The sequence below is a fragment of the Pseudonocardia sp. P1 genome, from assembly GCF_000178675.2.
Lineage (GTDB): Bacteria > Actinomycetota > Actinomycetes > Mycobacteriales > Pseudonocardiaceae > Pseudonocardia.
Map to the genome: position 1 here is coordinate 2,254,330 of NZ_ADUJ02000001.1, position 14,603 is coordinate 2,268,932.

Annotated in this window: 13 protein-coding genes and 3 tRNA genes; 11 read left to right on the plus strand and 5 right to left on the minus strand. The window is 74.8% G+C overall.

The genetic code is table 11. From position 1 onward, the window contains the following. Positions 1-164: 164 nt before the first annotated feature. Both PP1_RS09905 and PP1_RS09910 read left to right on the plus strand, forming a co-directional pair. On the plus strand, positions 165-713 hold the full coding sequence (locus PP1_RS09905; protein WP_010227087.1) for a PH domain-containing protein: 549 nt from the start codon (positions 165-167) through the stop codon (positions 711-713). Then, a complete protein-coding gene (locus PP1_RS09910) occupies positions 710-2,395 on the plus strand; it encodes a PH domain-containing protein (RefSeq protein ID WP_083697048.1) in 1,686 nt (561 codons plus the stop codon). Before PP1_RS09905 ends, PP1_RS09910 begins: the two co-directional genes overlap by 4 nt. Before the next feature lie 3 nt (positions 2,396-2,398). On the opposite strand, the gene PP1_RS09915 is transcribed toward PP1_RS09910, so the two are convergent. Next, positions 2,399-3,994, minus strand: a complete 1,596-nt coding sequence (locus PP1_RS09915) for a helicase HerA-like domain-containing protein (protein WP_060573496.1) — start codon at positions 3,992-3,994, stop codon at positions 2,399-2,401. 81 nt (positions 3,995-4,075) lie between these two features. Between PP1_RS09915 and orn the strand changes: the two genes are divergently transcribed. The 7 genes from orn to PP1_RS09950 all read left to right on the plus strand — a co-directional run bounded on the left by orn (position 4,076) and on the right by PP1_RS09950 (position 8,171). Beyond that, the gene (gene orn, locus PP1_RS09920; protein WP_010229914.1) at positions 4,076-4,717 is read left to right on the plus strand and encodes an oligoribonuclease; all 642 of its coding nucleotides are present in this window, start codon (positions 4,076-4,078) and stop codon (positions 4,715-4,717) included. A gap of 79 nt (positions 4,718-4,796) precedes the next feature. Then, positions 4,797-4,869 (plus strand) — tRNA-His (locus PP1_RS09925). 100 nt (positions 4,870-4,969) lie between these two features. Continuing rightward, positions 4,970-5,045, plus strand: a tRNA-Lys gene (locus tag PP1_RS09930). 39 nt (positions 5,046-5,084) lie between these two features. Then, positions 5,085-5,156, plus strand: a tRNA-Lys gene (locus PP1_RS09935). Between the two features lie 123 nt (positions 5,157-5,279). Continuing rightward, complete coding sequence (locus PP1_RS09940) at positions 5,280-5,912, plus strand: class I SAM-dependent methyltransferase (RefSeq protein WP_010229911.1); 633 nt, start codon at positions 5,280-5,282, stop codon at positions 5,910-5,912. Positions 5,913-5,970: 58 nt separating this feature from the next. After that, positions 5,971-7,173 carry an FAD-dependent oxidoreductase gene (locus PP1_RS09945; protein WP_050802361.1) on the plus strand — a complete coding sequence of 401 codons (1,203 nt, stop codon included), beginning with the start codon at positions 5,971-5,973 and terminating at the stop codon, positions 7,171-7,173. A gap of 14 nt (positions 7,174-7,187) precedes the next feature. Beyond that, a complete protein-coding gene (locus PP1_RS09950; RefSeq protein ID WP_075314028.1) occupies positions 7,188-8,171 on the plus strand; it encodes an asparaginase in 984 nt (327 codons plus the stop codon). Positions 8,172-8,186: 15 nt separating this feature from the next. On the opposite strand, the gene PP1_RS09955 is transcribed toward PP1_RS09950, so the two are convergent. Continuing rightward, entirely contained in the window at positions 8,187-9,230 is a 1,044-nt protein-coding gene (locus PP1_RS09955; protein ID WP_170918876.1) for a helix-turn-helix transcriptional regulator, read from the minus strand. A gap of 76 nt (positions 9,231-9,306) precedes the next feature. Between PP1_RS09955 and PP1_RS09960 the strand changes: the two genes are divergently transcribed. Further along, positions 9,307-10,779 carry a carboxylesterase/lipase family protein gene (locus tag PP1_RS09960; RefSeq protein ID WP_075314027.1) on the plus strand — a complete coding sequence of 491 codons (1,473 nt, stop codon included), beginning with the start codon at positions 9,307-9,309 and terminating at the stop codon, positions 10,777-10,779. Between the two features lie 34 nt (positions 10,780-10,813). Continuing rightward, entirely contained in the window at positions 10,814-11,131 is a 318-nt protein-coding gene (locus tag PP1_RS09965; protein WP_010234743.1) for a putative quinol monooxygenase, read from the plus strand. Between the two features lie 9 nt (positions 11,132-11,140). On the opposite strand, the gene PP1_RS09970 is transcribed toward PP1_RS09965, so the two are convergent. The 3 genes from PP1_RS09970 to PP1_RS09980 all read right to left on the minus strand — a co-directional run bounded on the left by PP1_RS09970 (position 11,141) and on the right by PP1_RS09980 (position 14,492). Beyond that, entirely contained in the window at positions 11,141-12,145 is a 1,005-nt protein-coding gene (locus PP1_RS09970; protein WP_010234740.1) for a TerC family protein, read from the minus strand. Between the two features lie 142 nt (positions 12,146-12,287). After that, a complete protein-coding gene (locus tag PP1_RS09975; protein WP_010234737.1) occupies positions 12,288-13,175 on the minus strand; it encodes an SCO6745 family protein in 888 nt (295 codons plus the stop codon). Between the two features lie 39 nt (positions 13,176-13,214). Then, complete coding sequence (locus PP1_RS09980) at positions 13,215-14,492, minus strand: SLC13 family permease (protein WP_010234734.1); 1,278 nt, start codon at positions 14,490-14,492, stop codon at positions 13,215-13,217. Positions 14,493-14,603 lie beyond the last annotated feature (111 nt).

Genomic DNA, 14,603 nt, shown 5'->3' on the forward strand with positions numbered 1-14,603 from the left:
CCCGCCGAGACATCAGCCGAGTGGCACACGGTGCACGCCGTCCCGGGCTCCCGGGGTGCACGGTGTGCCACTCGGTGGCTCCGGGACCCCTCTTTCGGCCACAGCCGCACACCGGGCGGCGCGGCCGCATGCCGAGCGGCGTCCTCGTTCGGCAGAGTGTGCCCATGACCGCCTCCGGCCCCCTCACGACCGGCGACCCGACCGACGGCACCGAGCAGCTCCCGCTCCCCCTGCGCCCACCGGCGCACCGGGTGGACGGGCGCGCGATCTGGTGGTGGCGGCTGCGCGGACTGCCGACGCCGGTCGTGCTGCTCGTCGCCCAGGGGGTCGGCTGGGTCCTGCTCCCGCGCGAGCCGTGGCACGGCCTGCTCATCGCGACGATCACGCTGACCGTCCTGTGGCTGCTCGTCGCCACGCTGCTGGTCCCGACCCTGCGCTACCGGCTGCACCGCTGGGAGGTCACCGACGAGGCCGTCTACACCCGCTCCGGCTGGCTGGTCCGGGAGTGGCGGATCGCGCCGATCCCGCGGGTGCAGACCGTCGACACCGAGCACGGCCCGCTGCAGCAGGCACTGCGGCTGGGGACCGTCACGGTGACGACGGCGTCGGCCCGCGGCCCGGTCCGCATCGCCGGTCTCGACGCCGACGAGGCCCGCGAGCTGGCCCGGCGGCTCACCGAGACGACCGGCCGGCACTCCGGGGACGCGACGTGAGCGGCGACGGAACCGGGTCCCCCGACCCGGGCTCCCGGTGGGTCGTCCCGGCCCCGGACCGTCCGACGCTCCGGGAGTCCGGCGGTGTCCCGCCTCCCTGGAGCCGCACCGAGGCACCCGGCACCGCGCTCGACGGCCACGACTCCCCCGCCCCCGGACCCGCAGGTACCGCGACGGCCCCCGGGGACGGCTGGCGGCGCCTCCCGGCGCTGATGCTCGTCGTCGCCCCCGCCACCGCACTCCTGAAGCTGGCCCCCGCCCTGGTCGTCCTGCTGCTGTTCGGCGCCGGACGCGGGAACGCGGTGCAGCTGTGGATCGCGGCCGGGATCGCCGTGCTCGCCGTCGGTGCCGGGGTGGTCCGCTGGCGGACCACCCGCTACCGCATCACCGAGGAGCGCGTCGAGCTGCACAGCGGGCTGCTCAACCGGCAGCGCCGCTCGGTCCCGCGGGACCGGATCCGCACCGTCGACCTGACTGCGCCGCTGCTGCACCGGCTCGTCGGGGTCAGCGTGGTGAAGGTCGGGTCCGGGCAGAGCGCGGGCAAGGAGTCCGGCCTGGATCTCGACGCCGTCACCACGGCCGAGGCCGAGCGTCTCCGCCGCGAGCTGCTCTCCCGCCCCGCCGCGGGCACCCACCCGCCCACGGCCGGTGCTCCCGGGCCGGCAGCGGAGCCGGAGGCCGGCGAGGAGCTGGACCGCATCGACTGGGCGTCGCTGCGCTACGCCCCGCTGACCGTCAGCTCGCTGGCCGCGATCGGTGCCGCCGCGGCCGCGCTCTGGAACCTGCTCCGCGAGGCGGACGTCGATCCCCGCACCCTCCCCGGCGCGGACGCCGTCGCCGGTGAGCTGACCTCCGCACCGGTCTGGGCGTCGGTGCTGGTCGGCGTCGTCCTGCTGCTGTTCCTGATGGTCGCCGGGTCGATCGTGCTGTTCGTCGAGCGCTGGTGGGGGTTCCGGCTGACCCGCGAGCCCGACGGCACCCTGCGGGTCCGGCGCGGGCTGCTCACCCGGCGTTCGCTGTCGGTGTCCGAGCAGCGGCTGCGCGGGGTCACCGTCACCGAGCCGCTGCTGGTGCGCGCGATCGGGAAGGGCGCGCAGGCCGGGGCGCTGACCGTCGGGCTGGCCGGCGCCGACGGCGAGGCGAGCCACGCGGGCGCGCTCGGCCCGCCGGTCCCGCGGGCGCACGCGCACCGCATCGCGACGACCGCCGCCCGGACCGGGTCCGCGGTCACCGACGGCCCGCTGACGGCGCACCCGCGGCGGGCCCGCACGCGGCGCCTGGTCCGGGCGGTCGGCCCGGCGCTGGTGCTGCCGGTGGCGGCCGCCGCACTCGCCTACGCGGGCGGCCCGTCCTGGCCGCTGGCGGTCGCGGCCCTGCTGGTCGTCGTCGCCGTCCCGCTCGGGCTGGACCGCTACCGCGCGCTCGGCCACCGGCTCGACGAGCGCTACCTGGTGGCCCGCAGCGGCTCGCTGCTCCGGACGACGGCGGCGCTGCGCCGCGACGGCGTCATCGGCTGGCGGGTCCGGCAGAGCCTGTTCCAGCGCCGGGCCGGCGTCGTCACCCTGGAGGCGACGACGGCGGCGGGCAACGGCGCCGTGCAGGTGCTCGACCTGGCCCCGTCCGACGCCGTCGCGCTGATGGCGGAGATCTCGCCGGACGCCGTGCGCGGCTTCCGGGCCTGATCCTCAGCGCCGGCGGCGGGTCCCGAACAGGCTCCGGGTGATCTCCCGGGTGACCGTGTTCGTGATCTGCCGCCCGGTCGGGGACTGCAGGAAGTCACCGACCTTGGAGAACCAGCCCTGCTCGCTGGAGTCCTGCGGCTGCGGCGGGGGCGGCGGCGGGGCGGCCTCGCCGGGCGGCGGGGCCTGCGGGGCCGGGGCCTCGACGGGGGTGGCGTCCCCGCCGGGACCGGACGCGATCCGGCCGGTCAGCCGCTCGTAGGCGGAGTCGCGGTCGACCATCTCGCCGTACTTGGCCTGCAGCGACGACGCGGCCGCCTCCTGCCGGACGTCGTCCTCGCCGAGCGCGGCCATCATCGAGCGCGGCGCCCGCAGCCGGGTCCACGCGACCGGGGTGGGGGCGCCCCGCTCGGACAGCACGGTCACGATCGCCTCGCCGGTGCCCAGCGACGTCAGCGCCGACTCCAGGTCGTAGACGTCGGACCGGGGGTAGGTCTTCACGGTCCGGTTGAGGGCCTTCTGGTCCTCCGGGGTGAAGGCCCGCAGCGCGTGCTGGACGCGCGCGCCGAGCTGCGACAGCACCTCGTTCGGGACGTCGGTGGGCAGCTGGGTGCAGAAGAACACCCCGACTCCTTTGGACCGGATGAGCTTCACCGTCTGCTCGATGCGGTCGAGGAACGCCTTCGACGCGTCGGCGAACAGCAGGTGCGCCTCGTCGAAGAAGAAGACCAGCTTCGGCTTGTCCAGGTCGCCGGCCTCGGGCAGGTCCTCGTAGAGCTCGGCCAGCAGCCACATGAGGAACGTGGAGAACAGCATCGGGTTCGCGGCCCGCTCGGCGAGCTCGAGCAGGGTGACGACACCCTTCCCCTCGATCTCGCGCATCAGGTCCGCCGGCTCGAACTCGGGCTCGCCGAAGAACGTGTCCCCGCCCTGGGCCTCCAGGTTCACCAGCGCCCGCAGGATCACCCCCGCCGTCGACGACGACACCCCGCCGATCCCCTTGAGGTCGGCCTTGCCCTCGTCGGAGGTCAGGTGCTGGATGACGGCGCGCAGGTCCTTCGTGTCGAGCAGCGGCAGCCCGCGCTGGTCGGCCCAGTGGAAGATCAGGCCGAGGGTCGACTCCTGGGTGGGGTTGAGCCCCAGGACCTTCGCCAGCAGGATCGGGCCGAACTGGGTGATCGTCGCCCGCACCGGGACGGCCACGCCGCCGTCGCCCAGCGACAGGAACTGCACCGGGTAGGCCGTCGGCGTCCAGTCGTCGCCGGTGTCGCGCACCCGCTCGTCGATCTTCGCGCCCGGCTCGCCGGCCCGCGCCATGCCCGACAGGTCGCCCTTGACGTCGGCCAGGAGCACCGGGACGCCGGCGTCGGAGAGCTGCCCGGCGAGCGCCTGCAGCGTCTTCGTCTTGCCGGTACCGGTGGCGCCGGCGACGAGGCCGTGCCGGTTCAGCGTCGCCAGCGGGATCCGGACCCGCGCCTCCGGGTCGCAGACACCGTCGACGAGCACCGTGCCGAGTTCCAGCGCGGCGCCGTCGGTGGCGTACCCCTCGGCGATGGTGCGGGCGGCGGTGTGATCTGCAGCGGAATCTGCGTTGTCGGCCACGGACCGGGAGCGTAGGGCACTCACACCGCCGTGACCCGCGGGGCGCGCGCCGTGTGCACGGATGTCACATAGTCTGCACCGATGACCGACCGGCTGGTGTGGATCGACTGCGAGATGACCGGGCTCGACCTCGGTTCCGACGCGCTCATCGAGATCGCGGCGCTGGTCACCGACGGGGACCTCAACGTCCTGGGCGAGGGCGTGGACGTCGTCATCGCCTGCGACGACGCGCAGCTCGACGCGATGCCCGACGTGGTGCGGGACATGCACGCGCGCTCCGGGCTGACCGAGGAGGTCCGGGCCGCGACGGTGACCATCGCCGAGGCGGAGGAACGGGTGCTCGCCTACATCCGCGCCCACGTTCCCGACGCCCGCACCGCGCCGCTCGCCGGCAACTCCATCGCGACCGACCGCGGATTCCTCGCCCGCGACATGCAGGAGCTCGACGCCTACCTGCACTACCGGATGATCGACGTCAGCTCGGTGAAGGAACTGGCCCGCCGCTGGTTCCCACGGGTGTTCTACGCGAAGCCGGAGAAGGGGCTGGCGCACCGCGCGCTGGCCGACATCCAGGAGTCGATCCGGGAGCTCGCGTACTACCGGAAGGCGTTGTTCGTGGCCCCGCCCGGGCCGAGCAGCGAGCAGGCCCAGGCCGCCGCGGCCGCGGTCGCCGACGTGGCCACGACGGCGAACCCGCAGGCAGGGGGCGGCGCGACGGGGTGAGCCAACCCCCGCGCAACCGGCCGCACACCGGGGGCTATGCTGTATCAGCGCTTCCGGCCACGGCCGGGGAGTTCGCATGGTGGGTGTAGCTCAGTTGGTAGAGCACCTGGTTGTGGTCCAGGGGGCCGCGGGTTCAAGTCCCGTCACTCACCCGGTCGCCACCCTGGCGGTCGATCCCGGAAAGCATCGTGCTAATTTTCCGGGGTCGTTCTCGCCCGGGGCGCGCGACAGCACGACGACAGAAATGAATACGCGCCGTTAGCTCAATTGGCAGAGCAGCTGGCTCTTAACCAGCGGGTTCGGGGTTCGAGTCCCTGACGGCGCACCACAACTCCACATCGCGAGACCCGGTGAGAATTCACCGTACGCGCCGTTAGCTCAATGGCAGAGCAGCTGGCTCTTAACCAGCGGGTTCGGGGTTCGAGTCCCTGACGGCGCACCGTGACGAGAAGGCCCGCGACCATCCGGTCGCGGGCCTTCTCGCGTCCCCGGGGCCGCGCGGCCGTCGTGACGCCGGTCGCCTCCACATGACCGGAGGCCGCGGACCCGCCACGATGTCCGTATGGCCCGTCCCGACCACACCGTCTTCCTCAAGCGGTCCTTCTCCAAGATGGACCAGCTCGCGACACCGTTCCTCACCGGGCGGCGACTGTGCCGGCAGCTGGCACAGGTCGTCCCGCACGGCACGAACGGCGTGGTCGTCGAGCTCGGGGCCGGGCCCGGCGTCCTGGCCGAGCCGATCCGCGCCCGGCTCGGCCCGAACGCCCGCTACCTCGCCATCGAGATCGACCCGGAGCTCGTCGCGCACCTGCGGGAGCACAAGCCGTGGCTGGAGGTCGTCGAGGGTGACGTCGCCGACCTGGAGCGGATCCTCGACGAGGCCGGGATCGACCGGGTGGACGCGTTCGTCTCCACGCTGCCCTGGGCGGTGTTCCCGCAGACGCTGCGCCTGTCGGTGATGGGCGTGATCGCACGGCGGCTCGTGCCGGACGGCGTCATGAGCATGATCATCACGTGGATGGCGCTGCCGAACCGGGTGCGCGACCTGCGGGACCTGCTCGACACCCACTTCGACGAGGTCGTCGAGACCGCCACCGAGTGGCGCAACCCGCCGCCCGCGCGGACCTTCCTCTGCCGCCGCCCGCTCCCGCAGTTCAACTCCCTCGACGAGCGAGACACTCGATCGGCGAGCTAGCATTGCGGGCGTGACCACCCCCGCGAGGACCGTCGTCGCCGGCGGTGGGCCGGGCGGGATGCTGCTGGCCTACCTGCTGGCCCGGGCCGGGCTGCCGGTGACGCTGCTCGAGCGTCACCAGGACTTCGACCGCGACTTCCGCGGCGACTCCCTGCACCCGTGGACCCTCGAGCTCCTCGACCGGCTCGGTCTCGCCGGGCGGCTGCTGGAGCTCCCGCACGTCAAGGCCCGGCAGTTCCGGTTCCGGACGCCGAAGGGGCTGGTCACCACCTCCGACTACGGCCTGCTCGACACCCCCTACGACTACGTCGCGCTGATGCCGCAGGCCCGGTTCCTCGACTTCCTCGCCGGGGAGGCCGCCGCGCTGCCGTCGTTCGCGCTGCGCACCGGTGCCGCGGTGAACGGCCTGCTCGGGACCGGGACGGCCGGTGACCCGGTGCGTGGCGTGACGCTGCGCTCCGGCGAGCAGGTCGAGGCCGATCTCGTCGTCGCCGCCGACGGCCGGTTCTCCCGGATCCGCACCCTCGCCGGGGCGACGGCCGTCTCCCAGGGCGCCACCACCGACCTGCTGTGGTTCGCGCTCCCCCAGCGCGACGACGACCCACCGGACGCGGACGTCGACCTCTTCTTCGGCGAGCGGCACTACGTCGGCCTGCTCGGCGGTCCCGGCCGCTGGCAGGTCGGGCTCTCCCTGCCGAAGGGCGGCTACCCGGCGATCCGCGAGGCGGGCGTCGGGTACGTCCGCCGGGAGGTCGCCGAGCGCGTGCCGTGGCTGGCCGACCGGGTCGGGCTGCTCACCGACCTGAACGACGCGACGCTGCTGTCGGTGGACATCTCCCGGGTGCCGGTCTGGCACCGCCCCGGCCTGCTCCTGCTCGGCGACGCCGCGCACGTCATCTCCCCGGTCGGGGGCAACGGGATCCTGATGGCCGCACAGGACGCACTGGCCGCGGCGAACCACCTGGTCCCGGCGCTGCGGGCCGGCACACCGGGCGACGACGTGCTCGCCGCGGTGCAGGCCGAGCGGGAACCGGCGATCGTCACCGTCCAGGACCAGCAGGTGCGGGTGGAGCGGACCGTCGCCCGGGCCCGCGAGCGCGGGCGCGCCGTCACACCGCCCGGGTTCCTGCGGCTGCTGACCCGGCTGCCCGCGGTCCGGCGCCGCTCGGCCCGGCGGAACGCGTACGGCCCGGTGCCGGTGCACCCCACGCCCGAGCTGGAACGGGCGCTCGGCCTGCGCCCGGCGCCCGGCCCCGCCTGACGTAGCGTCGACGGGTGACCTCCCCCGCCGCCACGACCGCCCCGCCCGTCCTCGCCGCCGCCGTCCCGCTGGCGTACGTCGAGCGCGAGGGCACCGTCGAGTCGGTGCACCTGGGCACGGTCGCCGAGCTCGACGCCGGCGGCGGCCTGACCGGCCGGGGCGACCCGGACGTCGCGTTCCTCCCGCGGTCCGCGCTGAAGCCCGTGCAGGCGGTCGCGCTGCTGCGCGCGGGCCTCGATCTCGACGGTGAGCTGCTCGCACTGGCCTGCGCGTCGCACTCCGGCGAGCCCGCGCACGTCGACGGCGTCCGCCGGATCCTCGCCGGCGCCGGGCTCACCGAGGACGACCTGGACAACACCCCGGACCTGCCGCTCGACCCGGACGCCGCCGCGGGCGTGCGCGCATCCGGTGGCGGCCCCGCGCCGGTGCTGCAGAACTGCTCCGGCAAGCACGCCGCGATGCTGGCCGCCTGCGTCGCCGCCGGGTGGCCGACGACCGGTTACCGCGACCCGGGGCACCCGCTGCAGCGGCTCGTCCGCGACACGGTCGCCGACCTGACCGGGGTCGAGCCCGCCGTCACCACCGTGGACGGGTGCGGCGCCCCGCTCCTCGGATCCACCCCGGCCGGGCTGGCCCGGGCGTTCGCCCGGATCGCGACCCCCGCGCCGGGGACCCCGGAGGGCCGGGTGGCCGCGGCGATGCGCGAGCACCCGTGGTGGGTCGGCGGCACCGGACGCGCCGTGACCCGGCTGGCGCAGGCCGTCCCGGGCCTCGTCGCGAAGGACGGCGCCGAGGGCGTCCTCGCGGCCGCGCTGCCGGACGGGCGCGCGTTCGCCGTCACCGTGCTGGACGGGGCGGCCCGCCCGCTACCGGTCGTCGCGGCCGGTCTCCTCGGCGGCTGGGGCGTGCACTCCCCCGCGCTGGACACCGCCGGGCGGGTCGAGGTGCTCGGCCACGGCGAGCCGGTCGGGTCCGTCCGGCTCGTGCCGCAGCCCTGACCACCGCTCCGCGGATCAGCCCGGCGGTCCCGTACCGGCGCTCCCGGGCCCCTCGTCCGGGGGCACCGCCGGACGACCCTCGTCCGGGGGCGCCGCCGCCCGGGACGCCGCGGCGGCCCGCCGGTACCGGGCGGCGACCGCGTCCAGGTGCTCGACGAGCTCCGGCGGCTCCAACACGTGGAAGTCGACGCCGAAGAACCCGATCCAGACGGCGAGCGTGTCCAGACCGGACGCACCGGCGACGAGCTCGCAGCGGCCGTCGCCGAGGTCGGTGACGGTGCCCGACGCCGGCGTCACCCACTCCGCGACCTGCTCCGCGGGCGCCTCGAACACCACCCGCGCCCGGTACGGGTACGCGCCGGTCGAGATCCCCCGCTGGGCGAACGCCGCGACGCCGCCCTCCGGTGGGTCGCGGGGCGCGAACCGCGGCCCGGCGGGGAGCCGGAGCCGCATCCGGTCGACCCGGAAGGTGCGCCAGTCGTCGCGGCCGGTGTCCCAGGCGACCAGGTACCAGCGCCGGCCGGTGTGCACGAGCCCCTCCGGCTCGACGATCCGGCGGGTCTCGCTGCCGTCGCCCCCGGTGTAGTCGAAGCGGACCCGCTCCCGGTCCCGGCAGGCCGCGGCCAGCGCGGAGAGGTCGTCGGCGTCGACCGTGGGGCCGCGCCCGACCAGGGTCGCGGTGGCCGCGCCCAGCGCCGCGACCCGGCGGCGCAGCCGGTTCGGCAGGACCTGCTCCAGCTTGGCCAGCGCCCGGACCGACGTCTCCTCGATCCCGGAGACGGTGCCGCCGGCCGCGGTCCGCAACCCGACGGCGACGGCCACCGCCTCGTCGTCGTCGAGGAGCAGCGGGGGCAGCGCGGCACCGGCGCCGAGCCGGTAGCCGCCGGTCGTGCCCGGCGTCGAGTGCACCGGGTAGCCGAGGGTGCGGAGCTTGTCGACGTCACGCCGCACGGTGCGGACGTCGACGTCGAGGCGCTCGGCCAGCGCCGGACCGGTCCAGTCCCGCGGTACCTGCAGCAGCCCGAGCAGGCGCAGCAGCCGTGCCGACGTCTCCATCACGCCGCCCAGTCTGCACCGCACCGAGGACAGGTCCGGTCCTCGACGGCGGGGCCGCCGCCGGAGTAGACCGGAGATCGTGACCTCTCCCGACTCCGCGCCCGTCGTGCGGACGACCTCCGGCCGGGTGCGCGGCACCCGCACCGGCGGCGTCGTCCGGTTCCGGTCCGTCCCCTACGCCGCGCCGCCCACCGGCCCGCTGCGCTACGCGGCCCCGGCGCCCGTCCCCGGGTGGGACGGCGTCCGCGACGCCGGCGGCGGGCCCGGCCCGAACGCCCCGCAGCCGGTCCGCGCGATCGCCGGCGGGCTCGACATGAGCCCGGTGATCGGGACCGGCTGGCGGCCCGGCGCGGACTTCCTCACCGCCGACGTGTGGACGCCCGACCCGGCCGCCGGCGGTCTGCCGGTGCTGGTGTTCGTGCACGGCGGCGCGTTCGTCGCCGGGGAAGCGTCGGCCCCCGCCTACGACGGCACGGCCCTCGCGGCGGACGGCGTCGTGCTGGTGTCGGTGAACTACCGGCTGGGGGCCGAGGGCTTCCTGCCGCTCGACGGGGGCGCCACCAACGTCGGGTTGCGCGACCAGCTCGCCGCACTCGCCTGGGTCCGGGACAACGTCGCCGCGTTCGGCGGCGACCCCGGCCGGGTCACCGTGTTCGGCGAGTCCGCCGGGGCGATGAGCATCGGTCTGCTGCTCGCCTCGCCGCAGTCGGCGGGACTGTTCCGGCGGGCCGTCGTCCAGTCCGGCGGTGCCGAGATGGCCCGGTCGGGGCCGGAACGGGCGGCGCCGTTCGCGGCCGCGCTGGCCGCCGGGCTGGGCGCGCCGGCGTCGGCGGAGGCCTTCCGCGGGTTCCCCGTCGAGGACGTCGCTGCCGCGCAGGGCCGCGTCGACGTCCCGGGGGGCCGCGGTGACCTGCGAGAGGCCGACGGCCGCGACCCCGGCTTCGGGATCACCGGCTTCCTGCCCGTCCTCGGCGACGACGTGCTGCCCGAGGACCCGCTGACGGCGCTGCGCGCCGGCGCCGGGGCGGACGTCGACCTCGTCGCCGGGTCGAACGCCGACGAGATGAACCTCTATCTCGTCCCCACCGGCGCCCTCGACGCGCTGACCGAGGACCAGGCCCGGACGGTGGTGGCGGCCGTCGCGCCGGGCGCCACGCTGTCCGGCGACGGCAGCCCCGGCGAGCGCTACAGCCGTCTGATGACCGAGCTGGTGTTCGCCGGCCCCACCCGGCGGCTGCTCGACGCCCACACCGGACGGCGGTTCGGCTACCTGTTCGGGTACCGCTCGACCGCCTGCGGCGGCCGGCTCGGGGCGGCGCACGCCACCGAGCTGCCGTTCGTGTTCGGGACGCTCGACCGGGCGTCCGGCCCGTCCGGCCTGGCCGGCGACGCCCCGCCCGCCGCACTGTCGGACCGCATGCGCGCCTCGTGGGTCCGGTTCGCCGCCGACGGCGACCCCGGCTGGCCTGCCTGGGACCCCGCGGCACCGGTGCGCCGCCGGTTCGACGTCGAGGACACCGACGAGGAGGCCACCGACGACCCGGCCCGCTGAGCCCGCCCGGCGGCGGCCGTCTACGGTCGCCGCCGTGGAGACGAACGAGCGGGTCGGCAGGTACGTGCGGATGGTGGCCGTGGAGGGCCAGGGCCCCGAGCTGGCCAAGGCCCTGCTCCGGGTGGCGGACGGGATGGCGCAGCAGCCCGGCTGCCTGGCGTACGTCGTGAACGCGACGCCGGACGAGGCGGACGCCGTCTGGGTGACGGAGATGTGGTCCGACGCGGCCTCGTCCGAGGCCGCGCTGGGCCGGGACCTCGGCGAGGCCGGGCTCGGCGACGTGCTCGAGCTGCTCGCCGCGCCGCCGGACTACATCGAGGTCACCCCGCTGGGCGGCCCCGGCCTCGCCTGAGCACCCGGGTCAGTTCTGCTGCTCGGACCGCTCCTTGCGGGCCTTCAGCGAGCCGGGCTTGGCCTTCGCCGTCGGGTCGCCCTTGGTCTTGATCAGGCTGGCCACGGTGACGATCGCCAGGATGCCGAGGATGACGACCAGGCTGAGCACGGTCGGGATCTCCGGCACCGCCGGGTTGATGTCGACGTGGAGCCAGTGCAGGACCAGCTTCACGCCGATGAAGCCCAGGATGATCGCGAGCCCGGTCGACAGGTAGACCAGCCGGTCCAGCAGGCCCTTCACCAGGAAGAACAGCGCCCGCAGGCCCAGGAGGGCGAACGCGTTCGCCGCGAAGACGATGTACGCCTCCTGGGTCACGCCGAACACCGCGGGGATCGAGTCCAGCGCGAACAGCAGGTCGATGCCGCCGATCGCGACGAGCACCAGGAACAGCGGGGTGGCGACGCGCTTGCCGTTGTCCCGGGTGAAGAGCTTGCCGCCGTCGTACTCGGTGCTGACCGGGAAGAGCCGCTTGGCGCCCTTCACGACCATGTTGTCCTCGATGTCCGGCTCCTCGTCCTTGTGCCGGTACAGCTGGACCGCGGTCCAGAGCAGCAGCACGCCGAAGACCAGGAACATGAACGAGAACAGGTTCAGCAGCGCCGCACCGACCACGATGAAGATGGCGCGCATGATCAGGGCCAGGACGATGCCGAAGGTCAGCGCCTTCTGCTGGTGCTCCTCCGGGACCGCGAACGTCGTCATGATGACGACGAAGACGAAGAGGTTGTCGACCGAGAGGCTCTTCTCGACGATGTAGCCGGTGAAGTACTGGGTGCCGAAGTCCCAGCCGTGCACCATCGCGAAGATCACGCCGAACGCGATCGCGATCCCGATGTAGAAGACCGACCAGGCGGTCGCCTCCTTGAAGCCGACCTTGTGCGGCCGCAACCAGCCCTGTACGAGGTCGACCGCGAGCAGGGCGATGATCGCACCGATCGTGATGGCCCATTCCAGGCCGCTGATCTCGAGCACCGGGTCTCCTCCGTACGGGATCATCGTTCCGGCCGGGACGAGCCGGTTGCGCTACGCACCATATCGGTCACGGCGGACGTTCCGCCGCACGTGACGCACCGGCCCGTCGCCGGCCGGGACGATCGGTCCCGCCGGACCCGGTCTACCGGGCGAACACGCCGTCGGACGGGAACGCCCCGTTCGCGAGCGCGGTCCGCACGAACGCGCCGCCGATCTCGCCGAGCCGGCCGGCGCCGTCGGCGCCCAGCGCCGCCCAGGGCTCCGAGCCGAGCCGGTGGGTGTCGTCCTCGAGGCGCTTGCGCAGCAGCGACCCCTCCTCGGTGAGCACCGGTGTCACGACCTCGTCCGACGGGTCCGCCTGCTCGAGCAGGCCGCGGCCGGCGAGCCGCGCGACGCCGTCGTTCCACTCGCCGGCCGACCAGCCGCGGCTGGCCCGGGCGAAGCCGACGGTGAACCCGGTGCCGGTGGCGGTCGCGGTGAGCAGGGCCTCCAGCCCGGAGAGCCCGGCCTCGACGAGCAGCGCGATGTGCCCGTCGCCGCGGTGCTCGCGCAGGATCGACAGCGCGTGCCAGAACACGAGGTGCGGCGCGGTGGGCCACTCGACGTCGAGATGCCCGGCGGCGAGCGGGCGGCCGTCCGCGGGGACCGCCTCGGCGGCGGTGCGGGCGAGCGCCGCGGCCTCGGCCATCTCCGGGGAGCCGACGCCGTCGTCGCCCAGCAGCCTGCGCAGCGACGCGTCCGCCACCTCGAACCGGGCCGCGACCAGGTCCGACGGGGAGACCAGCTCCCAGGCCCGCGGGATCGACGCCGCGACCAGGCGGGGCGAGAAGTTGTAGAAGGTCGCCGTCACGACCGAGGGGCCGACCGCCCCCATCGGGGCGGCGCGCGGCGCGAAGTAGCTCATCCGCCCCTCCTCGAGCCCGGCGCTCCGGTAGCGGGGCTCGGCCTCGGGGGCGAAGTAGATCTGGGCGTGCAGGGGCTCGAGGCCGCGGGCCAGGCGGCCCGCGGCGACGACGCTGTCGGTGCTCATGCTCCGGACGCTAACCCGGCTGCGCCGTCCGGGCGCACCTCAGAGCAACCCGGGGAGCACGAGCAGGGCCCATGCCAGCAACGGTCCGACGACCACGACGACCCCGGCGTAGACCATCATCTGCCGGTAGAAGGCGTCCCGGTCGACGCCGGCGGGGGCGTTGGCGAGCACCAGCGCACCGTTGGTGGAGAACGGGCTGACGTCGACGACGGTGGCGGCGACGGCGAGCGCGGCGACCATCCCGATCGCCGAGACCTGCCCCTGCTGCAGGAACGGGACGGCCAGCGGGATCGCGACGCCGAGGATCGCGACCGACGACGCGAACGCCGACAGCACCCCGCCGAGGTAGCAGAGCAGCAGGGCCGCGAGCAGCGGCGCACCGATCGCCGTGATGCCGGACGAGACGAAGTCGACCGTCCCCGCGGCGATGAGGACGCCGACGTAGGTGATCACACCGCAGATCAGCAGGACGGTGGACCAGGAGACCTGCCCGACGACGTCGGGACGCTTCGGGTTCATCAGCCGCAGCACGATCGCGACGGCGAGGGCGACGACGCCGACGTCCCACCCGAACGCGGCCGCGCCGACGGCCATCAGCACGATCCCGGCGAGGGTCACACCGCGCTCCGGGCCGATCCGGAGGTCGGGGAGGTCACCGCTCTCCGTGACCTCCTGGTCGACCGACCGGCCGAGCAGCGAGCGGCCCCCGAGCAGCAGGTAGATCCCGACCGCGATGACGACGTTGACGACCAGCGGGGTCAGGAACAGCACGACCGGATCGCCGGGCAGCCCGACGCGGGCCATCGTCGAGTTCACGAACGCGCCGTAGACGGTGATCGGCGAGAACGCCCCGCCGAGCGCACCGTGCACCACCATCATGCCCATGAGCAGCAGGTTCACCCCGTAGCGACGGGCGAACGGCAGGGCCAGCGGCGCCACGATCGCCACCGCGAACAGCGCGCCGAGCGCGGACAGGCCGCAGGAGATCGCGAAGAACACGAACGGGGCGAGCGCGAGACGTCCGCGGACCAGCCGCATCGCCCCGTGCACGATGAGATCGACGGTGCCGTTCGCCGTCGCCAGCGCGAACAGGTACGTCAGCCCGACGAGGAGCAGGAACAGGTCACCGGGGAACCCGCCGGCGATCTCGTCGCCGTCCGGGACGCCGAGGATCACCTCGTCGAGACTCAGGCCCAGCATGCCGACGCCGACCCCGACGGCCGCGACCAGCGCCAGCGCGCCGAGGTTCACCGGCATCGTCGTGGCGATCACGAACATGACCACCAGCACGACGATCGAGACGATCTCGGGCCCCATCCGCGCGGCTCCTCGGGTCGACCGGCCCGGACGGCGGTGACCGGGCGACGGGCCGCATCGTGGCAAACGACCCACATCGTGGGCAAGCCTCGCTCGGTCACGACGGGCGAC

Excerpts from the sequence above, each read along its gene's own strand:
- PP1_RS09905 (WP_010227087.1), top strand. The coding sequence starts at position 165 with ATGACCGCCTCCGGCCCCCTCACGACCGGCGACCCGACCGACGGCACC.
- orn (WP_010229914.1), top strand. The coding sequence starts at position 4,076 with ATGACCGACCGGCTGGTGTGGATCGACTGCGAGATGACCGGGCTCGAC.
- PP1_RS09940 (WP_010229911.1), top strand. The coding sequence starts at position 5,280 with ATGGCCCGTCCCGACCACACCGTCTTCCTCAAGCGGTCCTTCTCCAAG.
- PP1_RS09980 (WP_010234734.1), bottom strand. The coding sequence starts at position 14,492 with ATGGGGCCCGAGATCGTCTCGATCGTCGTGCTGGTGGTCATGTTCGTG.
- PP1_RS09975 (WP_010234737.1), bottom strand. The coding sequence starts at position 13,175 with ATGAGCACCGACAGCGTCGTCGCCGCGGGCCGCCTGGCCCGCGGCCTC.
- PP1_RS09945 (WP_050802361.1), top strand. The coding sequence starts at position 5,971 with ATGCTGCTGGCCTACCTGCTGGCCCGGGCCGGGCTGCCGGTGACGCTG.